The following is a 24,563-nucleotide window of genomic DNA, read 5'->3' on the forward strand; positions in this document are numbered from 1 at the left end:
CTTCGAGCCGAAGGCGATCCGAGGTGGAGAGCGTGAAAGAGATGCCACTGCGCATCCCGCCAGACTCGCAGGATGGGGCGCAAACCGAAACCCCACACGGACTCAACCGTCAGGGCTCAACCACTAGACAGGTGACGCGCACGCGGCGCGAAGACGTTGCGTGGGGCGAGGCGGTTGTGACTGGTCCAAGGGCCACGCGCGATGCGGTGCTCGGCCGAGGGCGGCCTCTCCGACCCGTCGCCCGGACAAGCCTTTCAAGGCCGTCGGTCAGGTCCCCGCCTGCTGGCGCCGGTATCCGCCCGGCGTCGTGCCGACCCGGCGGACGAACGCACGCCGATGTGGCCATGGACATCTCCCGTCCCGGCGCGAGCAGCCAGCCCGCGGAGCATGGGGACGTGATGCAGATCCTGCCGGTGGTTTCGGCCGATTCGAACGGCCTCTCTCGACCTCGGGATCGGGACCGGTGCGTCACCCGAGCCTGAAACCCATGGCTCCCCTTCCGGCTTTCCCAATTCCACAGAAAGGCGTGAGATGATCGACCTGAACACCGCGACCGCCGAGGAACTCGACACCGTAGCGGCGTTGAGGGGCCACGGCTTCGAGATCGTGCGGTACCGCGAGGAGCGTGGCCGTTTCACCAGTCTGCGGCAGCTCGACGAGGTGCCAGGTCTCAGTGGCAAGACGGGCGGCGTCGAGCGCGACGTCGATGTCGGCAAGACCTAGAGCATTCTCGAGCGAGGTGGAGCGCGGCTCGCGGGAAGAAAATGCGATTCCACAACAAGATAGAGAATTTTCCGTGATCCAGGGATCACGCAAAATGCTCTGGCGTCCGGAACCTTCTCTGGTACCCGCGTCTCAGGGGTGGGACAGGGTCAGGTCGAGCTGCGCGCTTTCCGTATCCCGTCCCATCCGCCGATCCAGCGCTCGCAGGACCGGCGTGACCGAGACCCCATGCATGAGGATGGAGATCAGCACGGTCAGGCTGGCCGTGGCCCAGAGAAGGTCCGCCTGTGCGAACGTCGCGTGGCCCATGGCGAAGGACAGGTAGTAGACCGTCCCGAGGCCGCGGATGCCGAAGAAGCTGACCACCGCACGATCCTCGCGGGATCGACCGCTACCGAGAAGACCGAGCCAGCACGCGAGGGGGCGAACGACCAGTATCGCGATCAAGGCGAAGGCGGCCGCTGTCCATGTGAGGGCCTGGAGCAGCCCTCCGGCGGCCAGCATGGCTCCGAAGCCCACGAGAAGCACCATCATCAGCAGGCGCTCGAGCTCCTCGGCATAGCTGTGCATCTTGCGGTGATAGTCATGCCCGTGGCTGGAGGCGCGCAGGGCCAGGGCCGCCGCGAAGACGCCCACGAAGCCGTAACCGTCGACGGCCTGGACGCAGCCATAGGCGATGCAGGTCACCCCGAGGGCGACGAAACCGTCGCCGGTCCGGGACAGCTTCGAGACGTTGGGCAGATGGAAGGTCAACCATCCCAAGGCCCGCCCGATCAGCGCGCCGAGGACGGCGCCGACGAGGATCTTCCAGAGGACGTCGACCGCGAACCAGTGTGACCAGGGTACGCCGGCAAAGCCACTCGTCCCCGCAAGGGCGATGGCGAGGTTCACGAAGGGGAAGGCGAGCCCGTCGTTGAGGCCGGCCTCGGAGGTCAGGGCGAAGCGGGGCTCGTCCTCGTTGTCCTCGGCAGGCTCTCCGACTTGGACGTCGGAAGCGAGCACCGGGTCGGTGGGTGCCAGCGCCGAGGCGAGAAGCAGGGCTCCCGCGGCGCCCAACCCGAGCAGGGCCGACCCAAGGAGGGTCAGGGCCAGGATGGTGAGCGGCATGCCGATGCCGAGCAGACGCCAAGTCATCGACCAGCGCTTCCAGCCGATGAAACGGTCGATCTTCAGACCAGCTCCCATCAGCGAGATGACGACCACCGCCTCGGTCGCGTGCTCGACGAGCGTGGGGTGCGTGCCGGGATGCGGGGTGAGCTCGCCGATGGCAGGGACGAGCGACAGGGCGGCACCGATGCCGACGCAGCAGATCGGCAAGGACAGGGGCAGGACCCGAAGCACCATCGGCAGCCATGCCGTCAGAAGCACCAGGACACCGAACCCGGCGACGACGAGGACATAGGTTTCCATCTCAGGGCGAACCGTCCCAGGTGCGGTCACGTTCCCGACACCGGCCCCTCTGCGACCCTGGCGACCTGCGGGGCCACCACAAGACTATCGTCGACTTCCGACCGTCGTCCGCGGGGAGCGGTTCGAATTCGCGAGAGAGCGGGCCTCCAAGCCCATCTGCAAGGCGAGCGGCACAGACCGAGCGTCGCCGACAAGGACAAGCTGACGGCAGGGCAGAAGGCCGAACGTCGCAGCCGCGCGGTGGCGGAACCACGCCCTCGCTACGACGCTCCAGCCCCGCGCAGTTGCGGTTGAGCCATCGGTTTTTCGCGGTTTGGAACGCTGCCTCGCCGGGAATGCAGCTCGCTTTCCCGGCGCTCGCTGGGGTCATGCTGCTCGCGCGGCGACCTTTGCGAAGGTGCCGGTCGCGATCTGCTCTTGGAGCTGCGCCTTGAAGTCCGCGATGCCGAGGACCTGAACGGGATTGCCCGCATCGTCGAGAAACTCGTAGAGCGCATCCTCGATATTGCGGTTGCTGAAGAAGACGATCGCATCCTCGTCGCCGCCACCCTCCATGTGGGGGTCGGCGTTCGCGACGCCCGAGACGTAGCTGCCCGTCGGACGGGTCTCCTTCAGGGTTCCGTCCTCGCGATAGAACCTCAACTCACCTTGCATCACCAGCGTCACGTACGAGCTCTTGTGCCGGTGCAGCATCACCCGCTGGTTGGCGGCGAACTTGAACACGACGTCGACGATGCGGTTCTCCTCGTCGACCTTGTAGACGAAGAAGGCGATGTACGGCAGCCAGTCCAGGGTCCGCCAGGTAATGTTGGTTTCGTCGAACGTATGCTTGGACATTTTGTTTCCTTCCGTTCCCCCATCCCGCCGCACTCGGCGGACGCGCTGTTTTCAGCTGCTTCGGATGGTTCGACTTAGACGCAACGTCCTCCGCGATGAATCGATACGCGGCTTTTTCGCCGATCCGTCATGCGTCCGACGTCACCGGGCGATCACGTCCGTCCCTGACATGGGCCTCCGGTCAGCGCCTCTCGTTCCGCCTCGGGACTGCCATGGCCTCGATGAAGTTGCGGATTTCCGTCTGGCACTTGTCGCCCTCCGTGACTTGGTCGTCCGGGCCGAGGCGCCAGGCGCGGTCCCGGGACATAACCCGCCAAGGTCGTCCCCGCTCCGGTCGCGCTTTCCCCGATCTCTTCAGGGCGAGGCCGGCATGCGCGACGCTTCAGCCCAGGGATGCCTCGACTGCAACAAACGTAAGGATGGCTCGTTGATCGCCCATGTCCGCGAAGCGCCCCTTGGATGCCTCAGTGATCCTCGTGGTCGAGGACGACGATCGCGTTCGCCTATGCGCCGCCGAGATGCTTGAGGACGCAGGCCTGACGGTGATCGAGGCTGGCAACGCCGATGAGGCTTGGGAAATCCTCGAACGGCGCTCGGATGTCGGGGTGCTGTTCACCGACATCGACATGCCCGGCTCGATGTGCGGCAAGACGTTGGCGGAGCGCGTCTACGCCTCGTGGCCGGATATCCGACTGGTCCTGACCTCCGGGCGACAACGCTTGGCGGATGAGGAGGTCCCCGATCACGGCCACTTCGTGTCCAAGCCCTACAGCACGCGGGATGTCGTGGAGGCCGTCGCGGACGCCAAGTAGGGCGCCCTCAACGTCAAGGTCGGTGCCAAGCCCCTCGTCGACAAGGCCATGGGCAAAGGCGTGATGCAAGCAAGGGCGGCGCGACCTGGAACAGGGTCCGCTGTCCGGGGAGGTCCACGGCAACTCGGGCCTTTCTACCAGTGGGTGCAAGCAAAAAACACGGTTGCCGACGCGGACCATCGCCGTTGTGCTCGTTCACCAAGCCCTTCGAGGCGATGCGAACAAGTAGCCGGCGACTATTCCAGGACCACCTTGATGGGGGGAAATCCAAGATGCCGGTTCGCGCTTTCATGATTTTGATGCTGGGATCGATCGCGACGCCAGCCTTGGCCTTGCAACCGCAGGACACCCTGCGGGACTGGAGTGCCGCAACGGGTGCGGACCGTGATCGTCTGCTGCAGCAACTGGAGAAATCCAGCGCAATAGCTGCTCCGCGCAAGGATGTGCTGTCCTGCCTCAACGACGCCGCGAGCATGAATGCGCATGCCGACTTGGCGATCGGCGATGTGTTCAGGGCCTGTGCCAAGCAGGCATCGGAAGACTCGATCTGAGTGCCGACCATCCCCTGACCTCGCGCGTGAAGCGGAGAGGCGTTTCAGGACGCAGGGGACGGCTATCAGCCGAGCGAAACAGATGCCGCCCACGAGGGCGATCTGAAAGCCATTGAGGTTTGGAACCGATGCTCACGCAAGCGGCTATTCTCGTGACGGCCCTCCTGTTCGGCGGGATGGTCCTGTACTCGTTCGGTTTCGCTTCGTTTCTGTTCAGCGCGCTGCCCGCCGACGCGGCAGGCGCACTGCTGCGCCGCGCCTTCCCGCATTTCTACATCTTCGTCATGGTGTGCGCCCTCGGTGGCGCGGCGCTGACAGCCACCACCGATAGGGCATCGGCACTCATACTGGGACTGATCGCCGTCACGGCGCTCCTCGCGCGCCAGATACTCATGCCGGCCATCAATGGCGCGACCGACATGGGTAATCGCGCTCGCTTCGGCATCCTTCATACCGGATCGGTCCTGGTGACCCTGGCTCACATCGTTGGGTCCTCCGCAGTAATCCTGAGACTTTCCGCCTAGCCGCGTCCGATCAGGGGCATACCTGCAATGCCCGGGGGCATGCCAACGAGATCTCGGGCTTTCAGGACAGCTCGATCACCGAACCGTAGAGAGGCTGGTCAAGCGACCGCATGGCGCGTCCGCGGTTGATTGGGTCTCGTCGCGCATTCAACCAACCGGGAAACGACCATGGCCCACGTCCTCGTCATCGGCGCCAGCAAAGGTATCGGCCTGGAGACCGTGAAAGCGTCGCTCGCGGCCGGACATCGCGTCCGGGCTTTCGCGCGTTCGGCCACGACCATGACCCTGTCCGGTACGGGTCTGGAGCGTTTCACGGGTGACGCGCTGAAGGCTGGAGATGTCGCCGCCGCTGTCGACGGCGTTGACGTCGTCGTCCAGGCGCTCGGGGTGCCGGTCAAGGATCTGCTCGGCCCGGTGACGCTGTTCTCGGACGCGACCAACATGCTGGTACTGGCTATGGAGAAAGCCGGGGTCAAGCGCCTTGTCGCCGTCACCGGCTTCGGCACGGGCGATAGCAGAGACTCCATCGGCCTGCTTCAGCGCGTCCCGTTCCGCCTCGTCTTCGGTCGCGCCTACGACGACAAGGATGCGCAGGAGATGCGCATCCGCAAGAGCGACCTCGACTGGACGTTCGTTCGGCCAGGGGTTCTCACGCCCGGATCGGCGACCGGCCGCTACAAGGTTCTCACCGAGCCCTCAAAGTGGCGGAACGGCCTGATCGCGCGGGCCGACGTCGCCCACTTCATCGTCGGGCAGGTCGACCAGCCGACCTACGTGCGAAAGGCCGTCGTCCTGATCGGCTGATCGACCACGGCCGGACTCAGGCATCCAAAAATTCCGTGACCCGTATCGGATGCCGTGACGCGGCATGCGTTACCCTCGGAGCGGCGCGGCTCCCGCCCGAGGCCTAGGTCGACTCGTCATGTTCGCCTCCGTCTACGTCCTCTTGCCGGTCTCGGACCTCGCGCCCGCCGAGGCCATCCGCGCCTCGCTGGCGCCCTTCCAACGCGGCGGCAAGGCCTTGGCAATCCGGACCTCAGCCTGGCGACAGTGGCACACAGGCCCAGCGCGTCTCCAGCCGCCAAGTCCAGCCGATGTTCCAAGCGGAGGGCCAGACCTTGTCGGGCTTCGTCCTCGACCGACGCCTCAACCGCGCCATGCAGCGCCTCATCGAGGCCGAGGATACCCGCCCAGTGAGTGCGATCACCTTCGATGTCGCTTTCGGAGAGCTGTCCTATGTCAATCGGACCTTCCGCAAGCGCTTCGCCCTGACTCCGTCCCAGGTCCGCCGACTGGGCAGAACCACCGGCGGAGTAGCTTCGGGGCCGGCCGGAGCCGGCGAGTCACTGCGCGCTGATCGGTAAAGCAGGCACGGACCTTCGAGCCAAAGCCGTAAGCATCGAAGCTCCTATCCATCCAACCCAAGCAGATGGGTTCATCCATTCGAAGCAGTCTACGCGAGGAGGGATCAGACGTCGGATCTCAATCGCTACGCGCTCAGATTCAGCCGGTAGCGATAGGCATCGCCCCGGAACAAGCCCTCGACGTACTCGATCATGACCGAGTCCTGGTTGTAGCTGTGGCGCTTGATCAGCAGGCACGGGAGGGGCCGTTCGAAGGCGAAGATCTCGCATTCGTCCGCCGTCGGCATGGTCGCCTCCACCGTCTGCTCGCAGCGCACGAGGCGGCCGCCCGGATGCTCGCCCAGGAACGCGTAGACCGAGCCGGAAAGGTCGCCGGTCTCGAGGGCGGGCACCGCGCGGATGTTGTACCAGGCGACCTCGCGCGACATCGGCACGCCGTCGCCCGACCGGACGCGCGTCAGGCGCAGGAACGGGGCCGTCGAGGGGAGGCCGAAGATCGAGGCGATCGAGCGGTCCTCGGTGACCGTCCGCTCCAGGATGCGCGAGGACGGGATCTTCCCCAGCTCCCGCATCTCCTCCGTGAAGCCCTTGAGCCGGTCCATGCCCGGGCGCACGGGCTCGGGGGGACGGCGCACGAGGAAGCCGGAGCGCCCGCGCGGCACGAGAAACTCGTCGTCGCTGAGCTCGGCATAGGCGCGCTGGACCGTGACGCGGCTGACCCCGAGGCTGTCGGCGAGCTGGCGCTCGGCCGGCAGGATGACGCCCGGCGGCAGCGAGCCCGAGAGGATCAGCTCGCGCAGCTGGCCCTCGATCTGCCGGTAGAGCGGCATCGCGGTGTCGCCGCGCAGGCGCAACAGAGACAGCACCGAGGGACGCTCGCCGCTCGCGATGTCCCGGTCGACCTCCCCCTGCATCGTCCGATTTTTGGGGCGCACGTCCGATCGACCTCCGGTACAGAGGCTTATATCGGATCGGCTCGGAGCGCTCCATGCGTGTCTTTGTCATCGGAAGCTTCGTGATCGCCTGCTCGGTCAAGGTCGCGCGGCTGCCGCAGGCGGGCGAGTCCCTCGACGGCTCGGCCTTCGTGGCCGAGCCCGGTGGCAAGGGCTTCAACCTCGCGTTCGCCGCGCACCGGCTCGGCGTCACGGTTGACGGGCTGTTTGCCGTGGGCACGGACGTGTTCTCCCCGGTGGTCCGCGCGACCTTCGCGCAGGTCGGGTTCTCCGAGGCCATGCTGGTGCCGCATGCCGGCTCGACGGGCGCCGGCGTCGCCTTCGTCGATGCAGCCGGCGAGAACTGCCTGGCGGTCTCCCTCGGCGCCAACCTCGCCCTCGCTGCGGAGGATGTCCGAGCCGCGGCCGCCCGCGTCGGGCAGGCGGACCTCGTGGCGGCGACGTTCGAATCGCCGGACGCCCCCATCCGCGAGGCCTTCGCCCTGGCTCGGACGCGGGGTCTTCCCACCCTGCTTAATCCCTCGCCGGTGCGTGCCCTCGACCCGGCGATCCTGGCCGACACTGCGATCCTCGTCGTCAATGCGGTGGAGGCGGCCGATCTGGGCCTCGGCGCTCCCGACGCCATTGCTGCGGCCCGGGCCGCAACGCCGGCCATCGCCGCCCTGCTGGACGGCGGCCTCGAGCTCCTGGTGGTGACCCTGGGGCAGTGCGGCGCGATCGCGTTCCGCCGCGGAGTGCCGCCCCTGCGCCAGCCGGCCTTCGCCGTGACGGCGGTCGATACGGTCGGGGCGGGGGACGCCTTCGCGGCCGGGCTGATGGCGGGCCTGCTCGCACAACAGCCCCTCGACGCGACCCTGCGGCAGGCCGCGGCCTGCGGCGCGCTCACGACCTGCCGGTTCGGGGCCTTCGACGCCTTTCCGACCGCGCAGGCGTTGGCCGCCTTCCTGGACGAAGCCGGACCTCGCCTCACGCCGCATCCAGGCACGGCGCCGTCTGCCCGCTGAACAACGAGAGCGAGGCGACGATGCTCAGCAGCTCCGCCTGCCGCTTGGTCCCGGTCTTGTTGAAGATCGAGGTGAGCTGGGTGCGGACAGTGCTTGTCTGGACGCCGACGCTCTCGGCGTAGCTCTGCAGGCGCGAGCCCCCGGCCAGCGCCTGGAGCAGGCGCGCTTCCGCCGGGGTGAGGTCGAACAGCAGGTTCAGGAGGCCGTCGTCCGGAACGGCCCACGCGCCGACGTGCACGAGGACGAGCAGCACCGCCGAGGCACCGAAGACGTCGCCGGGGTGCCGGTCCAGGCGCATGACGTGAGCGATCTGAGGGCGGTGGTCGGAATAGCCGCGCACCGGCATGCTCTGCGTCGCATGCCGGCCGCCGACGACGTTGCCGATCGCATCCTGCAGCAGCTTGCTGTTGATCAGGCTCTTGAACAGCAGGCCGCCGTGCTGGCCCGGGGGCAAGACCTCCTCCCGCTCCTGCATGCGGGCATTCATGGTCAGCACCCGCCCCGAGGCCGACAGGACCGCCGCGGGAAGCCCGATCTGGTTGAGCGTCATGGTGGCGACGCGGGTGCGCTCGCAGCCGAACTGGGCGCCGAGCTGGCACGCACGCGCGAGATGGGGCCGCAGGGCGTCGAGCCGAGGCAGGATGGCGGCCTCATGGGGGCCGGTCCGGGCCCGGCGTTCGGCGGTGATGATCGCGACGTCGCCGGTCGCCAGGGGAATCGTCGTCCCCACCTGCCAGAACGGCGCGTCGACCTCGCAGGGCCGCCCGTCATGGGAGCCCGGCACGAGGTCGACGTCGCGCATGAAGCCCGCATGAGCCAGGGTGCGCCACTGCGCCGTGCGCCCGCTGCCGCGCCAGGAAGCCGTGGTCGTGTGATGACGCAGGCGCTGCTCCAAAGTCGGTGAGGCGATCCATCGGGGCATTCCGACGGGGGGCAGCACCATGAGCACGGCGCCATCCGAGTTCGCCGTATCGCCAAGAGATTGAAGGACCTCCGGCCAGAGCTCGGGAGTGCCTGCAGCCTCGTAGATCCGGTCGATGAGAGCTTCCCGCATCAGCACGCCCCACGGTGATCCCGCTGATCGCGATAAGACCAATATCAGTCCAAAATCGACGGCGGTATCCCTCAAACGGATGATGCCGGCGGCGCGGGACGGCGACGCGAGCCGGCTTCCGGCAGGTTCGCCGGTGCGTCGCCCCGCCGGGGGCGGCGACGACGCGGCGTCCAGCGTCGTGGGCGAAGCCGTGCAAAGGCCTGACGTGGCGGAGCTTTCCTGTTCGGCCGAGACGTCCGCGGCGGGCCTGCGGCGGCGCAGGCGGTGCCATCCGCCAGACGGAGGATGCTCGGGGTTCAACCATCCCTAGATTGTCGGCTCGCGGAAGGATCAGCCATGAGAACAATCGTCGCCAGCCTCATCGTCGTCTTGTCCTGCACCGGGATCCGGGCCGACGAGTTGAACGACATGCCGGACATCGCCTGCGCCCAAGCATCCTCGGCCCTGGAGCGCGCGCAAATCGGGTGCCCGGACGCCGACAATGCCGCGCCCGAGCCCCGGGCGGTGGCCTCGCCCCTCGACCGCCGGGAAGACGACTGAACGCAGTGCCGCCGCCATGGGCGTCATCGCCACGGCCCTGCTCGCCGGCGCGAGCCTTGGGCTGACTATCGCCGCGCCGATCGGGCCGACGAGCTTGCTTTGCGTCCAGCGCACGCTGGCAGGGGGCCTGCCGACGGGCGTCGCCACCGGGCTCGGCGTCGCCACCGTGCATCTGACATACGGGGGGCTGATGGTGCGCTGGAGCGCGGACTTGGCGGCGGCGTTCTCGAACGGGGCCGTGCTCTCCCTCGTCTCGGGGACGGTGCTGCTCGGCCTCGCAATCCGGGTGCTTCGCAGCGTTTCGGTCCTGCACGTGAGCGGCGAGCGCCGCCACACCCTCGCCGCGAGCTACGGCAGCGCGGTCGTGCTGGCCCTGGCGAATCCCATCACCCCTGTGCTGTTCCTGGCCGCCATGCCGGCCCTCCTCGCGCGCGCGGCCGCGCCGCTTCCGGCGCTGGCGGTCGGCGTCTTCCTGGGCTCGTTCAGCTGGTGGGTCGTGCTCAACACCGCCGTGTCCCTGTTCCGGCGCTGTGTCACCAATCATGTTCTCGGCCGGATGAACAAGGCCGCCGGCCTCCTCCTCGCCGTCCTCGCGTTGAGCCTGCTGGCTCGGGGGTTGGACGGCCGCTGGGTGGGCCTTTTGGACGGTCCGCCCAGGGACGGAACACGATCGGCCGGCCCTCCGATCGGTGCCGAGGGGCCGCGCGGAACCGACCGGGCGACAGCGACACCCTCGCCACCCGTCACGACATCCTCCGCCCGCTCTATGGCCGGGTCGTGGAACGCACCCTAGGTCGGCGTCCCCGTTACGATTCGGAATGATGGACATGCAATTTCAATATTGTCACAATATTGCATTGATATTGTCCGCAGGGTTGTTGCTGTCTTCGGCTCCCGTCGCTTCACGGGAGGAGATGTTCATCGAAACCGTCGAAGGCTGGGACATCAATAAGACACTTCGAAACAACGATCCGCTTCCCTGTCAAATGACCCATTCCTATCGCGACATGACGGACGGGGGAGCTCAAAATTCGGTCGGGATTACGAGATCGGACGGGCAAATCGTATTCATGCTGTCTTATGAAAGATGGAATTGGTCCGAGGGTGAAAGTCTTAAATCAGATCTGATCACCGGAAACGAAACGATCAGCCCCGTCCCAACCTGGATCGGCAAGGGGACGATCCTGTACTGTCGTATACTCGACAGGGAAGTCCGCAAGCTGTCGCTGAGCCGGACGGTTTTCGTGCGGTTTCCCGAGGGAGATGCTGATTTCGACGTTTCGGGTATCGAGGTCGCACTTGCGGCGATGGACCGCTGCAATCGATCCAATACAAAAAACGGGATGGCGAGATAGTAATTCTGTCATTCAATTTGCATTATTATTCGCGAACAGTGATCAATATTTGAGTTGAGGTACTCATAAATCAAGACAATCACTTGCGCGAATAAGCCAATCATATAGATCGAATGCTTGAAATACCGTGATTCTCCTCTCCTGGTTGTCGAAGGGATTCTTGGCGATGGTGGACGGCACACGTCGGGCGATCCTCGGCGGCATCACTCTGGCGGCCGGTGCGCTCTCAGTGCGGACTTCGTCGGCCGCCGAAGCAGACGGACATGCGGCCGGGTACGATGTGGCCCCTGCTTCAAAATTCGCATCGACGATCCCACGCAAGGTGGGCGATGCCGTCAGTTTCACGACCTCGCTCGACAAAGGCTTGCTCAAAGCGACATCGGGCGGCTGGGCGCGAGACGTGACAGCGAGAATACTTCCTATCGCAACGGACATCGCCGGAGCACATCTTTATCTCAACGCTGGCGGCGTCCGCGAGATGCATTGGCACACGTCGGATGAATGGGCGTATATCCTTGCCGGTCGCTGCCAAGTGACCGTGGTGGACCCGAGCGGGGAGATGGAGGTCGCGAATTATGGGCCGGGCGACCTGTGGTATTTCCCAAAAGGTCACAGCCACGCCATTCAGACCCTGGGGGCTGAACCCTGCCACGCCATTCTCGCCTTCAACGACGGTCTCTATGGAGAGCATGGAACCTTCGGTCTCAGCGATTGGGCGAGCCGGCTAGACCCTGCGATGATGGCGCAGGTCTTCGGGATGCCCGAGGACTCGATCGCAGGCATCCCATCCGGCGAGGTCTATATTCGTCAGGGCGCTCTGATGCCTCTCGACGGGCCGCAATCCCGGGCCACCAAGGTGCTCAGCCGATCCCGCACGCACCGATACCCGATGCTGGCAGCCGGTCCCCAGACGAGCTCGGACGGCGGATCGCTGGCGATTGCCTCTGCCGAAGAATATCCAATGTCCGCGGGCATGACGGGTATGTTGTTGAGGCTCCAGCCCGGCGCTCTGCACGAGCCGCACTGGCATCCAAACGCAAATGAATGGCATTACGTTTCTCGCGGACGGACGCGCGTGACGCTCTTTGCCCCGGACAAGCGGCTCTCTGTCGCCGAACTTTCCGCCGGAGATTGTGCTTACTTGCCACGCGGGTGTGGTCACACGGTGCAGAATATCGGCAAGGAGGAATGCGAAGTCGTAGGCGTGCTCGACAGCGGGTCCTATCAGGAAACGTCGCTGTCGGACTGGGTGCAACGTGTCCCGGCACATCTTCTGGCCAATAATCTCGGCCTTCCCGACGAGGCGTTCGCGAAACTCCCGCGCAAGAAATCTGTCATCATAGCAGCAGCTTAGAGTGTCTGGAGGCTGTTATGGACCGTCATTCGGAAATACCAGATGAAGGGGCATGACCTCTTCACGCAGATCCTACCCATCCGATGTCTCCGATGACGAATGGGCGCTGGTCGTCTCGTACCGACGCTGTTGCGTGAAGATGCGGGGCAAGGCGAGCACGGCTTGCGCGAGGTGTTCGACGGCCTGCGCCACGTGATGAAGACAAGGGGCACCGTGGCGGTGGATGCCCCACGATCTGCCACTTTGGTAAGCCGTCTACGAGCAAGCGCGGCGCTGGCTGGCGGCCGGCTGCTTCGAGCAACTCGCCGACGAATCCCGTACGCTGCCGCGCCTCGTCACCGGCCCCAATTCAGAACCAAGTGCCGCCATTCTCGACGGCCGGACCCTGCGCTCGATGCTCGAGAGTGGCGCGCGGGCCGGCTACGATGAAGCCAAGCGCAAGAAAAGCTCCAGATCCGCTTGGCCGTCGAGACGCTTGGCCACCTTCTGGCCCTGCGCGTCACGCCCGCCGACGCCGACGACTGCGCCCCGGTCGGGCGGCTGGCGGAGGCCATGCAAGCCACCAAGCTCCAGAGCTGAGACAACATGAAGGATTGACGGTCTTCGTCAGCGTTTTCTCTGAGCGAACCATTTTCTCGCGTCGGGACGAAGTCTCGTTGCACGAGTCGATGACGCATGCATCGAACGAGCCTAATTTGCCCTATACCTGGGACGTCAACTTCCCGATCTGCGTCCCGTTCGGCCGAGCGGCAGCCGTGGGTGCAAATTCGCTTCCGCATGGCTTAAAGCCATACCTTGAGGAAGATGGACATTCAGGGGACAGGCCAAATTTCGAATCTTATCCAGGAAGCGAGCTTCACCCGCGGGTCGCCGTTCTCCGACAGATGCAAGTATGGTTCAATCAGATCGTAAACCCTGGATGCTTCATTCGAGCCTTTCCTGCATTAATGGCGTCGGGTGATTGACGAAGCTGCCCCCCTATGAAAGGGCAAATCCGAGATCTCCATGCGGCGTTAGTTCACTGCGAAGATGCCTTAAACTGTTTACGCCGCTCTGAAGATTGCGTTATACCTCAACGGGAAAATTGAAGGCATCCCACAAAGAGCGCTCCGATTGCGGATCTGGAAATCCACCAACGAGCCAAGCAATCTACAAATAGCCTGTTTGCTTTGGTTGTTAATACTGTATTGGGCGCGTATTTGAACGCATTCTAGCACATCAAAAGATTCGACACAGTTCCAGCGTCAGCTAAAAATAATTTTACCAAAACTATTGAGCTGAAAATTGGGCTTCAGGAGTGCGACTTATTATCAAGGATCTATTAAGCTGTCAACCGCTGTAGCAGTTTAGTCGATCGCATGTAAATCGATAAATGAGGTGCGATATGTACCATAGAGTCTATAATAAAAAACCTGACATTTTTGTTGTAAAATCAACCGTGACTGAAGATCTGTTCGACGAGTTCGCAATGGCGTGCGGGGCGACCTATCAGGCAACCATTCGGCACGCACGAGTCACGGCAGCATTGGAGCAGGGAGTTTTTCGTATTCAAAGATTTGATATTTTGACCAACGATGAATCAGGAACGAAAAAGAAAATCGGCCAATTTTTGATCACAAAAGGTTTTAGGAACCTAAAGTTTCACCCGGGAATTTGTCTCCTTCAAGGTCATGAGCATCTTTGGAGTGAGGCTATGAGAATGGCTCTTGAAGCTCTGGGTGACGGACGATACGTTTATGGGTCACGTTTCAATCTAGAAGATCCGCGCGAAGGCGAGATTGAGTGTATTCGAGGAGCTTATATTATCGAAGTCCATGACCATGTCGTCGAAACGGTGGATTTTTCTCAATGGCCAACATGGAATCATTATGTAAAAAACGTTAGCAACAACATCCGAAGGAACATTAAATATTTTGCAGAAAATACTCAAAATTATGATATAGAAATAAAGACTGGTATAAAATTCATACACCATATTCCGTCTCTGATACTCAGTCGATACAAGATGTATCGAAGAAAGACGGTCAAGTGCAGTCCTTATGGGATGATAAGGATGTACCTTACTCGATTGCTGAGTTCTGGAAGCAATTCGTATAGCGCTAGATTGCAAATCAATAAATCGAATAAGGCGACCTTTAGCGGGATCCAGTTCGGTGCTTTGGATTTCTACATGGACGGCGCTTCGGATGATAACGTCAGGGGCTGCGGATCATTTCTCGTTCTCGAAATGCTTGCGAGACTTTTCAGCCGATCGCCCAATGGAAAATTCGTGCTTGGAAGTGATCCCAACCCAATTCGGGATCGAGAATCGAAATACACAACGCGACATCGTTATCGCCAAGACTTAAGGATATCATACTTTCCGAACAGCGCAGTTGATTTTTATTACAAATCTCCAATAGACTGAGATCGTTCCTAATTAAAATTATTAACAATCAAGCACCGTCTAACAAAACTATCTGTGAAATTATTGATTCGATACTTAAGGTCAAGTCAGTGCTTTCAACGATATTATTTATCTTTCAGATGGAGTAGAAATATAATACGGCGTGTTCGATCTTGGGATATAGAAATATGCCCATCGATAACCGGTTTTATTTGTCGTTGCCTGCTGGGGCTGAGATCTACGCCCCGTCGGTTGGCGGAGGGTTTTTGGGTAAGGCGTTGATGGGCTGAGGAGCGTTTCCGATGCCGTCATCCCTGTTGATCAATCTGCGCGAGCGGGTTGTTGAGACCCTGACGGGGAGGCGCGACCTGCCATGGCTCCGCCGCCCGCTTCGAAGTCAGCGTGTCGCGTGCCAGCCGCTGGGCGAAGCGCGTGCGGGAGGAGGGACAGATCGCATCGTGGGCGCAGCGCAGCGATCGGCGCTCGCAGGCCATCGAGGTCCAAGCCGATCCGATCCAAGCAACTTACGAAGCGCATCCTGCGATCTGTCTGGACGAACTGCGCGATGCCCGGGCCGTGCAGGGCGTGGCAACCAGCACAGGCGCGCTGGCTCGAATCTTCGCCAGGCAAGGCATTACCCGTAAAAGGCGGCGCTGCGCGCGGCTGAACAGACGCGGGCGGACGTGACGGCTGCCCGTACCGTCCAAAATCCCTGAACCGCCATCCGGCGAGCATCCGCCCGCTTCACACCGCTAGGATGTCGAAACAGCAGCAATGCCGCAGGATACAAAACGATTCGGCCGTCGCTTCATGATTGGACGCGACTCGACGCAATTTGTTTGATCGATATCGGACGTTGCGGATTTTGCTGTTGCAGCCTCGTGATGCGCTTTCCAAGCCGCGCGCACGGTTCGGCAATCAGAACATGAAAGGCCCAGCCACTCGTCAATACTAAGGGATAGACAATAATTATCATGGACCAAAGGGGAAGGACGTTTTGGAGAAAAAACGTGACGGCCGCCAGGATTGGCACTTGCACGAGGTAGACGCTGTATGAAATCCCTCCCAGGAATTGTAGCGGCGGAGCCAATAAAAAGCGTTCGATCCGACCTGGCGCGAGTGCTGCGGATATGACGAAAACCGATCCGGTTGCGACGCCAATATTGTGAAAGGCGTGTGTCTGCGACCAATGAGTTTGAACCATCAGCAGGCCGGCACACATCACGAACTCGCCAGCGTGGTATTTTGAGGTCGTCTCGAAGAACCGCCGGATTCTATCCAGATTGAGGGCCATCGAGGCGCCGATGACAAAAAATATCGTGTAATAGGCAGTATGTTGGAGTTCCCACAAAATGGTTCCTGTCAATGAAGTCTCAGGCACGGATCTGAGGACGACGTGTATTGCTGCTACGATGAGAAAGCATCCCAGGATAAGAATTAATGATGCTCTCCATTTCCATGAGATCATGGGTATCATAAGCAGAGGAAACAGGAGCGAGACACGCATTTCCCAAACAAGGGAATAAACAGCTCCGTTGAGGCGGAAGTTCGTCTGCCCCAGCATCAGTGCATGCTGCACGAGGTTTTCGATCGTAACAGGTGCCGACCACGTTACGGTATTGATCCAATTGCTGCCCCCGGAAATATAAAAAATCGGTTGAAGAAAATAGACTGCAACGGCCGCAATCGAAATGATCGCAACATACGGAAGATAAATTCGGGAGATGCGCTTGACCAAGAATGCGCGATACTGCGGAGGGTGTCCATCGATCCAAGGCAAAGCCAGCACCAGGCCACTCAGGACATAGAAGAGCGTGACCGCTTCATAGCCCGACCAAAAAATCCTCGCCGGGGTATAGAACAGGATATATTCCGTGACGGATCTCGCTTCCGTTGTCCAGTCGGAGTAGAAATAGTCGCTGTAAGCGGGAATGATCGTAAGGCAGTGATGATTGAGCACGATGGCCGCTGCAAGGCCACGAACCGCGTCGAGAGCATGCAAGCGCTGTGGTAATCCCGCATCGATGTTGGCGAGATCGCTATCCGTCGCAAGATTGTTTGCAGTCCTATCCGGCATGACAATATTCGCCTTCCTCACATGCCCTTTTGGAATAGCTCTTATCTCGTTGCGGGTGTTGTCGTACGGATCATCTGCGGGCTCAATGGCGATTTGGGGGAGCGCTTTGGTTGTAGGTCCGCGCTTCGGAGCCGAATGGAAACTGGCGCGAAATTGCCGCCGAGCAGATTGTCGGGAGCAGCCGTCTCTCAGCTTGGTTCACCGGCTCGAAGAGGTTTGTCTTTTGGTTCGACGCCACGTCCGAGGGTTTCACAATCGTCGTCGAGATGTCCGATCAAGCAAGAGCCGGCGCTTGATCAAGGCTGCGGCGACGCGGTGAGAACCCAAGCCTCTGCGCGCGCGACATGATTTTATTCAAGACTCTGATAATGTTTGGAAATGCTGCGCTGCGAAGGCCGCGTTCTGTGCCAGGTTCCCATGGAAGTGCCGCCCCGACGGAGCCAATCAGTCACCTGATTCCGTCTCATGAAGAGAGCGCTGAGAATGCTCGCCAGGTCCTACGGCGTCACTCGGATCTCGCCTGCCGGTCCACCTCTGGCCATCCACGCGAGGCCGGCGATGTCACGCGATGATCCTCTGATCAGCATGGGCTTGGCCTTCACATTTCGGTATCGCGATCCTGCCGAGGGTGAATTGATCCACTCATCGTTCGGGCTGCCGGATTAAATCGGCAGAAAAGGGATTCGGCCATCGTCGCCGCGATGGACCGGATTGCTGCCGCAACTTTGCAACCCAGAGGGGCGCCAATCGAAGCTTATGTCGAAAGGCCTATTTTCTCAGATATGGTAGATCATTAACCGTTTTTTAACCATGTCTATCGAATTGCTGATCTGCTTGACCGGATGGCGACAAGCCTCTTTGGGCGCAGATGATGCATATGGGACGATCGATTTCGCTTCGGGTCCTGCTGGCCGCGATCCTCGTGGTCGCGGTGCTTGCCGGCGGTGCCTGCGTGCTGCTCGTCGGCTCTGAAGATGCTGCGGAGACTGCGCGCAGGAGCGGAGCGGACGTCCGTCGTACGGCGAACCTGATTTCCGACAGGCTGAGCGAGGAATTGGCGACGGTCGGGCGTGATGTCGGCCTTGCTGCGGAAAACACGGTGCTCGGGCGCGAGGGGAACGGGACGACGGTCCAGCAAGTCCTCGGACGCTGGCGTGCTCTTCATCCGGGATATGCCGACATCCTCGTCGCCGACAGGAGCGGTCGCGTGCTGGTCACCGCGAGCGGGTCGCTCGCCGGCGCCGACGTGTCCGGGACGACCTGGTTTTCGCGCGGCATATCCGGGATCGTGATCGGCGACGCGAGCGATCGCACCCGCACGGGCGGCGACGTCCCGCCGAACGTGATCATCGGCGCGCCCGTTCGCGCCGGCGGCACAACGGAGATCGGTGTCCTCGCGGTCCAGCTCAAGCCGGACTGGATCCAGGAGGTGGTCGCCGCCCTGCGCCGCAACCTCGGGGGTGCGGCACGCGACTCCGCCATTCAAGTCATGAATGCCGGCGGGCGTACGCTTCACCGGTCGACCGGCTTGGCGCAGGTGGGTCGAACCCATGAGGCCACCGCAGCCATCGCCGAAGGCGCCGGGCTCGGGTGGATCGTTTCGGTCAAACAGCGCGATCTCGTCGAGGACGCCGCGGGCGCAGGCCCCGCCACGTTCCTCGCCCTCGCCGCGGCGGCCCTCGGCGCGGCTTATATCGGCGGCGCGGTCGGGGGACGGCTCGGCCGCAACGTGCAACGGATCGCCGACGCGGCCCGTCAGGACCGGGTGGATCTGCTCCGTCGTGATGTGCCCACGGCCGATCTCGCCAACCTGGCCGATGCCGTCGGCGCCTGCATCGGGCGAAGCCAGGGACGGGAACGCCTGCTCGGGGAGTCCCGGGGAGCCCTGGCACGCAGCCGCGACCGCGTCCGCTCGGCGAGGCTGCTCGGGGGCTTCACGAGTTGGGAGGTCGACCTGCGGAACGGGCAGGTGACCTGGGCAGACGGCGCGGCCGCCGCGGTCGAGAATGCCGCCGAGCGGGCGTGTACGCTCGAGGAGATGCTCGCGCGGATCGAGGTCGACGACCGCGCGCTGCTCAAGAACACGATGCGCGCCGTATGCGAGGAGCCCGGCTCCATCCGAGAGGCGGTCATTCGTTCTCTCGCCGGTCCCGAAGACAGCGCTGGCCGCCGCCTGGTCCTGCGCCTCACCGCCGTCGCGCTCAACGGGCAACCGGTCCGTCTCCACGCCTTGACGCGTGAGATCGCCCAGGTCGCCCTTCCCGCGCCGTCCACCGGATCCGTCGCGCCGGGGGCCGTGCTGGCGGAGGTCGGTGAACCACCGGCCGCCTTCCCGGCACAGGCGATCGTCGCGGGGATCGCGCACGACATCGGCAGCGCCCTCGACGCGATCTGGGCCGACCTGCGCGACATCGAAAACGATGCCGCCTTCGCGGATGACAACGCGATGGAGACCGCACGGCGCGATGTCGCCCGTGGTTCCGCACTCTTGAAGCGCATGTTGGCCCTCGTCCAGCCCGACAGCCCGGTCGTGCAGAACGGCGACGCCGCGCGCGTCGTGACCGAGACCGTCGACTTCATCCGCGCGGCGATCTTGCCCGGGCTCGTGCTGACGCCGTGGGCGGGCACCCTGCCGGAGCTCGCATGCGGCATTCGCGAATTGGAAGTCGCCCTGCTCAACGTCGCCAGCGATGCACGCGCCTCCCTCCTGACCGATGCGATCGTGACGCTTTCGGTCGAGGAGGCGTCTGATCACGGCGACGCCCAGATCGGCCTGCGGGCCCGATTCTCGGCCCCGGACGGCTTCCGGGCCGATCGTGGCATCGCCGCGGTCCAGGGCCAGATGGACGCGATCGGTGGGGCCATCGGCGTCGCGACTGCGAACGCGGGCATCACCATCACCCTGACGTTCCCGATCGCACGGGAGAGCCTTGTGCCATCCGATCCCGCCCGTGAGGCGGAACAGGTCCTGCTCGTCGAGCCCGATGCCGTCCTTCGCGCCTCGACGGCCGAGAGCCTGATCGGTCGCGGCTATGCGGTGACGCCCGTGGCGTCGACGGAGGAGGCGAGCGAGGCTCTCGCCGGGTCCCGCGCCTACGCCGTCCTGCTGTGCGCGCATGCGATGCCGGCGGTGGACGGGGTCTTTCTGGCCGACGTCGTGTCGCGCACGCATCCGGCGACAGCCATCGTGCTGATGGCACCCGACGCGATCCCTCTCCGGGGCGACGCTGCGGTCCAAACACTGCGCAAGCCGTTCAGCTCGCAGGATCTCGTCGATGCCCTCGCCGGCGCGACCAAGCCGTCGCGCCGCGCCGATGCTGCGTGATGCCTGACCGGGCACGGGGACGCCGGTTCGCTCGAAGTCGACGTCCCGATCGCTTGCGCTGATCTGGAGTTGTCCGTCTTTCGACCGGAACACAGCTCCGCGTTGCGGCGGGCTGCACGGTCTTCGGTTCCTGACGACGTCGATCTATCGCGCCGAATGAAGGCGATCGATCCTTTTCACGCCCGCTCATTGATCGAGCGCCTGGAGGGTCTTTGATCTCCGCTTCGCCGCGTCGAAGCGCCGTGTTGCACGGGATTTCCTACGTGTAGGAAAAAGGCCACAGGGCGTCCTGCCCGGCCGGCGCAGATTCGCGACGCGCATCCTGTCGCGGACCAGCCGGAAGGAAACATCGTCCCTCTCTCGTCGATCAGGGGGGGCGACATAGCGTATTGCCGGCGGAGCTTTGGATCGTGAGCCCGTCCGGATCGGCGTCCAACCTTCTATCGGCGTCGTCACCGCCGACGAGCGCACCGATGTCACGGAGTCGATTGCGACCGGTGTCGCCACCTCTTGGTTCCGGATCTCCGGGCAGGTCTTACCTGTGCGTCTTCCAGCTCGAAGATTGACTTACCGACAGCTTCCCGTCTGAAACGTTGCACCTGATCGCCTGAGACATTCTATCGGCAGCACGGCCTCAATTCAGCAGCGTGATCCGCGCAGAAAGCCTACAAAGTCAGCAAATTTAGACTGCAGATCTGGGCAATATATCGCCACTACAACCAATGGTTGAATAATCAAAGCACATTTAGAGGTCCCAGATATTGGGCGTTAACCATCTTTAAATCCTTATGAAGCTCTTTGTGCCGCGGGACATCGGCGCGCCGCGATGATCCGCCTGCACCCTCGGACGACATCATGACGAAGATTCGCGCTGGTCTCTGTGTCTTCGGAGCAATTGCGACGTTGGCTACGCCGAACGTCGTCGCGGCGGCCGACTGGTACACCGGCGCGGAACGGGAATCCGTGCAGGACGACTACATCGTCGCGATCGACTCCGCAGCCACCGTGACCTCGAACAGCTCGGCGTTCGGTGTCGTCACCGCGACGATCGCGCCCGTGACCCCGCTCAACGAGAGCGGTCCGCGCATCCGGCTGCAGGGCGTGGCCGGTACGTATTCCTATCCGTCCTCCACCGGCCGCACCGTGCGCGGCGAGCAGGAGGAGGGCACCGCCATGCTGGGCTATGAATGGATCTGGCAGCAGGCCGCGCTCGCCGGTTACGTCGGCGTGAACATCCGCAGCAATTCGCTGTCCGTCATCGATCCGAACAATCCCGTGCTCGGAACCGGCATCGGCGCGAAGGTCGCCGCCGATCTCTATCTCAATCCGACGGCGAACACTCTGTTCGCCGCCAACGCCTCTTATTCGACGCTGTTCAGCGCCTACTATGTCCGCATGCGGGCGGGTTTTGCCGTGGCCGATGGTGTCTTCGTCGGCCCGGAGGCGACGCTGCTGGGTGATGCGTTCTTCAACCAGTGGCGATTGGGCGCTCATCTTACCGGATTCACCATCGGGCCAATGAAGTTCTCCGTTGGCGCCGGCTACGCATATGATCGGATCCAAAAGGGTGGTTATTACACCAGCGTCGAAGGTCGAGCAGCCTTCTGATGAACCTCCGGCCGAAAGACAACCGTTGAGCGCCGCAATCCGGCAGTAACCGTGCCTGCATCCGAGACTTCCGCGATGCGCGACATTCTTTGATTCGAGGAATCGAGCCCGTGACATCCGTCCCCGTGCGTGCAGTCTGGCTTGTGAGTGCTGCCGTGGTGCTGCTTTTGCTGGCACAGCCGGTTGGAACCTCGATCCAGCTGGAGATGAGCCTCGGCGCGATCGGTCTGATGATCCTCCTCTGGCTGTTCGCGCGGGGCCAGGTCGGGCGTTCGGTGTTCCTGGCGGTCGGCAGCCTCATCGTGCTGCGCTACCTCTACTGGCGCCTGTCGAGCACGCTGCCGCCAACGACCGATCCGTTCGGCTTCGCCGCGGGCGTGACGCTGGCGCTGGCCGAGGTCTATTGCTTCTACATCCTCATGGTCAGCCTGATCGTGAACGCTGATCCGCTGACGCGCGCCCTCGTGCCGGCGGATGACGATGCGGACTTGCCGACCGTCGACATCTTCGTGCCGAGCTACAACGAGGACCGGCACATCCTCGCCACGACGCTGGCGGCAGCCCGCTCCCTCGATTACCCGGCCGGCAAGCTCACGGTCTGGCTTCTGGACGACGGCGGGACCGATCAGAAATGCACCGATTCCGATCTGGCGGCCGCGCAGGAGGCGCGCACGCGCAGGGCGGACCTGCAGACGCTCTGTGCGGAGCTCGGCGTCTCCTACCTGACCCGGCGGCGCAACCTGCACGCGAAAGCGGGCAACCTCAACAACGGTCTCCAGAATTCCGGCGGCGAGGTCGTGGTGGTGCTCGACGCCGACCACGTGCCGTTCCGCTCCTTCCTGCGCGACACCGTCGGCCACTTCGCCGAGGATCCGAAGCTGTTCCTCGTGCAGACGCCGCACGCCTTCCTCAATCCCGACCCGGTGGAACGGAACCTCGCCACCTTCGATCGCATGCCGTCGGAGAACGAGATGTTCTACGCGATCGGCCAGCGCGGCCTCGACAAGTGGAACGGCTCGTTCTTCTGCGGCTCGGCCGCGCTCCTTCGCCGGACCGCCCTGGAGGAGGCCGGCGGCTTCTCGGGCGTGACCATCACCGAGGATTGCGAGACCGCCTTCGAGCTCCATTCGCGCGGTTGGACCAGCGTCTACGTCGACAAGACGCTGATCGCCGGGCTTCAGCCGGCGACGCTCTCGGACTTCATCGGCCAGCGCTCGCGCTGGTGCCAGGGCATGCTCCAGATCATGCTTCTGAAGAACCCCATGTTCAAGCGCGGCCTCAAGCCGATCCAGCGCCTGTGCTACCTGTCGAGCATGACGTTCTGGTTCTTCCCGATTCCGCGCCTGATCTTCATGATCGCGCCGCTGCTGTACATCTTCCTCGATATGAAGATCGTCATCGCGAACGTGGACGAGGCGGTGGCCTATACGGCGACCTACATCCTCGTCAATTTGATGATGCAGAACTATCTCTATGGCCGCGTGCGCTGGCCGTTCGTGTCGGAGCTGTACGAATACGTCCAGGGCCTGTTCCTGATCCGGGCGACGGCGGCGGTGATCCTGTCGCCGCGTAGGCCCCAGTTCAAGGTGACCGCCAAGAACGTGACGCTGGACCGCGACCAGCTCTCCCCCCTGGCGCTGCCCTTCTTCCTGGTGTTCGCGGTCCTGCTGACGGGCTGTTGCGTGGCGAGCTATCGCTACCTGTTCGAACCGGGCGTCACCAACCTGATGCTCGTGGTCGGCCTGTGGAACGGCTTCAACCTGATCACCGCCGGTGCCGCTCTGGGCGTTGCGGCCGAGCGGCGCCAGACCGAGACCAGCCCGTCGCTGGCCGTCGACCGCCGCGCCGTCCTCACCCTCAACGGAATGGCGGTCGACGTGGCCGTCGAGCGCATCTCAAGCGCCGGCTGCCAAGTCCGCATGGATGCCGTGGTTCCGATGCAGCGGAGCACCGACACCAACGCGGGCCTGCTTTCGGTTCCGCCGCGCGACGGGTTGTCCGCGGAGGCCGTCCGGGCCGCGATCCCGGTGCGGCTCACGGCGATGACGGCGTCCGGCGAGGAATCCGTGTGGCGGCTCGACTTCGAGACCCTGCCGCCCGAGGCGTACTTCGTCCTCGCCGACCTCATGTACGGCGACGCGGACGCGATGGCCCGGTTCCAGCAGCGCCGGCGCGGTCACAAGAACCTCCTCGCCGGGATCCTGCAGTTCGTCTGGTGGGGAGTCGTCGGCCCGGTGCGCGCGGCGGCGTACTTGCTCAAGGGCAACCCGGCACCGGTCCCCGCCGCGGCGCCCCAGGTCGAGGTGCCGCTCCCCCGCACGGTGACGATGCATCGCCGGCTCGTCGACGGCGCCCGCGCGGAGCCGGCCGCCAACGTCGGATCGTCGGAGATCACCGTCCGGAGCGCGAAGCCGGTGCCGAAGGTCGAGGATGCGACGCCGGGCTGGCTCCAGATGATGCTGGACGCCGAGAACGCCGCGCTCGTCCGCGACCGCCGGCGCAATTCGGACTCGCCCCACCCAAGCGCCGGCTGAGACATGGCTCAGATTGATCTCCCCCCCGCCCGTGCGATCGCCGCGCGTTCGCTCCGCTGCCTCCGGGCCGCGATGGTGCTGGCGACCGGCCTGCTCCTGGCCCCCTGCGCCGGGGCGCAGAGCTTCCTCGGTCGCGGGGCCCCGCACGCCCT

At 63.4% G+C, this 24,563-nt stretch carries 20 protein-coding genes and 2 pseudogenes; 17 read left to right on the forward strand and 5 right to left on the reverse strand.

Translation table 11 applies throughout. From position 1 onward, the window contains the following. Positions 1-531 precede the first annotated feature (531 nt). Entirely contained in the window at positions 532-723 is a 192-nt protein-coding gene (locus FV223_RS03965; protein ID WP_147725578.1) for a helix-hairpin-helix domain-containing protein, read from the forward strand. A gap of 132 nt (positions 724-855) precedes the next feature. On the opposite strand, the gene FV223_RS03970 is transcribed toward FV223_RS03965, so the two are convergent. Together FV223_RS03970 and FV223_RS03975 are read right to left on the reverse strand one after the other, a co-directional pair. Next, positions 856-2,133, reverse strand: a complete 1,278-nt coding sequence (locus FV223_RS03970) for a cation:proton antiporter (protein WP_147725579.1) — start codon at positions 2,131-2,133, stop codon at positions 856-858. Positions 2,134-2,499: 366 nt separating this feature from the next. Next, entirely contained in the window at positions 2,500-2,970 is a 471-nt protein-coding gene (locus FV223_RS03975) for a regulator (protein ID WP_147725580.1), read from the reverse strand. 437 nt (positions 2,971-3,407) lie between these two features. Here FV223_RS03975 and FV223_RS03980 point away from each other — a divergent pair, with 437 nt between their 5' ends. From FV223_RS03980 to FV223_RS04000, 5 genes and pseudogenes are all read left to right on the forward strand, one after another. After that, positions 3,408-3,782, forward strand: coding sequence for a response regulator (locus FV223_RS03980; protein ID WP_147725581.1), 375 nt, complete (start codon positions 3,408-3,410; stop codon positions 3,780-3,782). 272 nt (positions 3,783-4,054) lie between these two features. After that, a complete protein-coding gene (locus FV223_RS03985) occupies positions 4,055-4,333 on the forward strand; it encodes a hypothetical protein (RefSeq protein WP_147725582.1) in 279 nt (92 codons plus the stop codon). A gap of 128 nt (positions 4,334-4,461) precedes the next feature. Then, positions 4,462-4,857, forward strand: coding sequence for a DUF4149 domain-containing protein (locus FV223_RS03990; protein WP_147725583.1), 396 nt, complete (start codon positions 4,462-4,464; stop codon positions 4,855-4,857). A 168-nt stretch (positions 4,858-5,025) separates the two neighbouring features. Then, positions 5,026-5,661, forward strand: a complete 636-nt coding sequence (locus tag FV223_RS03995; RefSeq protein ID WP_147725584.1) for an NAD(P)H-binding protein — start codon at positions 5,026-5,028, stop codon at positions 5,659-5,661. Between the two features lie 275 nt (positions 5,662-5,936). Beyond that, a pseudogene (locus tag FV223_RS04000) lies at positions 5,937-6,221 on the forward strand (helix-turn-helix domain-containing protein); the annotation flags it as partial. A gap of 125 nt (positions 6,222-6,346) precedes the next feature. Here FV223_RS04000 and FV223_RS04005 read toward each other — a convergent pair. Then, the gene (locus tag FV223_RS04005) at positions 6,347-7,156 is read right to left on the reverse strand and encodes a GntR family transcriptional regulator (protein WP_243946009.1); all 810 of its coding nucleotides are present in this window, start codon (positions 7,154-7,156) and stop codon (positions 6,347-6,349) included. A 53-nt stretch (positions 7,157-7,209) separates the two neighbouring features. Between FV223_RS04005 and FV223_RS04010 the strand changes: the two genes are divergently transcribed. Beyond that, a complete protein-coding gene (locus tag FV223_RS04010) occupies positions 7,210-8,178 on the forward strand; it encodes a PfkB family carbohydrate kinase (RefSeq protein WP_147725586.1) in 969 nt (322 codons plus the stop codon). Here the strand turns inward: FV223_RS04010 and FV223_RS04015 are convergent. Then, positions 8,141-9,121, reverse strand: coding sequence for a helix-turn-helix transcriptional regulator (locus FV223_RS04015; protein WP_147725587.1), 981 nt, complete (start codon positions 9,119-9,121; stop codon positions 8,141-8,143). The genes FV223_RS04010 and FV223_RS04015 overlap by 38 nt on opposite strands. A 447-nt stretch (positions 9,122-9,568) precedes the next feature. On the opposite strand from FV223_RS04015, the gene FV223_RS04020 reads away from it, so the two are divergent. From FV223_RS04020 to FV223_RS04050, 7 genes and pseudogenes are all read left to right on the forward strand, one after another. Then, positions 9,569-9,772, forward strand: coding sequence for a hypothetical protein (locus FV223_RS04020; protein WP_147725588.1), 204 nt, complete (start codon positions 9,569-9,571; stop codon positions 9,770-9,772). A 16-nt stretch (positions 9,773-9,788) separates the two neighbouring features. Then, positions 9,789-10,565, forward strand: a complete 777-nt coding sequence (locus tag FV223_RS04025; RefSeq protein WP_187276054.1) for a LysE family transporter — start codon at positions 9,789-9,791, stop codon at positions 10,563-10,565. A 121-nt stretch (positions 10,566-10,686) separates the two neighbouring features. Next, positions 10,687-11,127, forward strand: a complete 441-nt coding sequence (locus FV223_RS04030) for a hypothetical protein (protein WP_147725590.1) — start codon at positions 10,687-10,689, stop codon at positions 11,125-11,127. A 127-nt stretch (positions 11,128-11,254) separates the two neighbouring features. Further along, positions 11,255-12,481 (forward strand): cupin domain-containing protein, encoded by a 1,227-nt coding sequence (locus FV223_RS04035; RefSeq protein ID WP_147725591.1) that lies wholly within the window; start codon positions 11,255-11,257, stop codon positions 12,479-12,481. A 52-nt stretch (positions 12,482-12,533) separates the two neighbouring features. After that, positions 12,534-13,042 (forward strand): annotated as a pseudogene (locus tag FV223_RS31500) (transposase); the annotation flags it as partial. An 877-nt stretch (positions 13,043-13,919) separates the two neighbouring features. Further along, positions 13,920-14,888 carry a hypothetical protein gene (locus FV223_RS04045; protein ID WP_147725592.1) on the forward strand — a complete coding sequence of 323 codons (969 nt, stop codon included), beginning with the start codon at positions 13,920-13,922 and terminating at the stop codon, positions 14,886-14,888. A 381-nt stretch (positions 14,889-15,269) separates the two neighbouring features. Continuing rightward, the gene (locus FV223_RS04050) at positions 15,270-15,554 is read left to right on the forward strand and encodes a hypothetical protein (RefSeq protein ID WP_147725593.1); all 285 of its coding nucleotides are present in this window, start codon (positions 15,270-15,272) and stop codon (positions 15,552-15,554) included. A gap of 121 nt (positions 15,555-15,675) precedes the next feature. On the opposite strand, the gene FV223_RS04055 is transcribed toward FV223_RS04050, so the two are convergent. Further along, entirely contained in the window at positions 15,676-16,944 is a 1,269-nt protein-coding gene (locus FV223_RS04055; RefSeq protein ID WP_147725594.1) for an acyltransferase, read from the reverse strand. Positions 16,945-17,812: 868 nt separating this feature from the next. On the opposite strand from FV223_RS04055, the gene FV223_RS04060 reads away from it, so the two are divergent. The 3 genes from FV223_RS04060 (at position 17,813) to bcsA (ending at position 24,411) form a co-directional block, all read left to right on the forward strand. After that, positions 17,813-20,269, forward strand: coding sequence for a response regulator (locus FV223_RS04060; RefSeq protein WP_147725595.1), 2,457 nt, complete (start codon positions 17,813-17,815; stop codon positions 20,267-20,269). A gap of 855 nt (positions 20,270-21,124) precedes the next feature. Further along, positions 21,125-21,877: a cellulose biosynthesis protein BcsS gene (bcsS, locus tag FV223_RS04065; RefSeq protein WP_147725596.1), complete on the forward strand. Its 753-nt coding sequence runs from the start codon at positions 21,125-21,127 to the stop codon at positions 21,875-21,877. A gap of 110 nt (positions 21,878-21,987) precedes the next feature. Further along, entirely contained in the window at positions 21,988-24,411 is a 2,424-nt protein-coding gene (gene bcsA / locus FV223_RS04070) for a UDP-forming cellulose synthase catalytic subunit (protein WP_246689598.1), read from the forward strand. Positions 24,412-24,563 lie beyond the last annotated feature (152 nt).

This window comes from Methylobacterium sp. WL116, assembly GCF_008039455.1.
Taxonomy (GTDB): Bacteria; Pseudomonadota; Alphaproteobacteria; order Rhizobiales; family Beijerinckiaceae; genus Methylobacterium.

Excerpts from the sequence above, each read along its gene's own strand:
- FV223_RS03970 (WP_147725579.1), bottom strand. The coding sequence starts at position 2,133 with ATGGAAACCTATGTCCTCGTCGTCGCCGGGTTCGGTGTCCTGGTGCTT.
- bcsS (WP_147725596.1), top strand. The coding sequence starts at position 21,125 with ATGACGAAGATTCGCGCTGGTCTCTGTGTCTTCGGAGCAATTGCGACG.
- FV223_RS04015 (WP_147725587.1), bottom strand. The coding sequence starts at position 9,121 with ATGGTGCTGCCCCCCGTCGGAATGCCCCGATGGATCGCCTCACCGACT.
- FV223_RS03995 (WP_147725584.1), top strand. The coding sequence starts at position 5,026 with ATGGCCCACGTCCTCGTCATCGGCGCCAGCAAAGGTATCGGCCTGGAG.
- FV223_RS04020 (WP_147725588.1), top strand. The coding sequence starts at position 9,569 with ATGAGAACAATCGTCGCCAGCCTCATCGTCGTCTTGTCCTGCACCGGG.
- FV223_RS03965 (WP_147725578.1), top strand. The coding sequence starts at position 532 with ATGATCGACCTGAACACCGCGACCGCCGAGGAACTCGACACCGTAGCG.
- FV223_RS03985 (WP_147725582.1), top strand. The coding sequence starts at position 4,055 with ATGCCGGTTCGCGCTTTCATGATTTTGATGCTGGGATCGATCGCGACG.
- FV223_RS03980 (WP_147725581.1), top strand. The coding sequence starts at position 3,408 with ATGTCCGCGAAGCGCCCCTTGGATGCCTCAGTGATCCTCGTGGTCGAG.
- FV223_RS03975 (WP_147725580.1), bottom strand. The coding sequence starts at position 2,970 with ATGTCCAAGCATACGTTCGACGAAACCAACATTACCTGGCGGACCCTG.
- FV223_RS04010 (WP_147725586.1), top strand. The coding sequence starts at position 7,210 with ATGCGTGTCTTTGTCATCGGAAGCTTCGTGATCGCCTGCTCGGTCAAG.
- FV223_RS04055 (WP_147725594.1), bottom strand. The coding sequence starts at position 16,944 with ATGCCGGATAGGACTGCAAACAATCTTGCGACGGATAGCGATCTCGCC.
- FV223_RS04025 (WP_187276054.1), top strand. The coding sequence starts at position 9,789 with ATGGGCGTCATCGCCACGGCCCTGCTCGCCGGCGCGAGCCTTGGGCTG.
- FV223_RS04030 (WP_147725590.1), top strand. The coding sequence starts at position 10,687 with ATGTTCATCGAAACCGTCGAAGGCTGGGACATCAATAAGACACTTCGA.
- FV223_RS04060 (WP_147725595.1), top strand. The coding sequence starts at position 17,813 with ATGATGCATATGGGACGATCGATTTCGCTTCGGGTCCTGCTGGCCGCG.
- FV223_RS03990 (WP_147725583.1), top strand. The coding sequence starts at position 4,462 with ATGCTCACGCAAGCGGCTATTCTCGTGACGGCCCTCCTGTTCGGCGGG.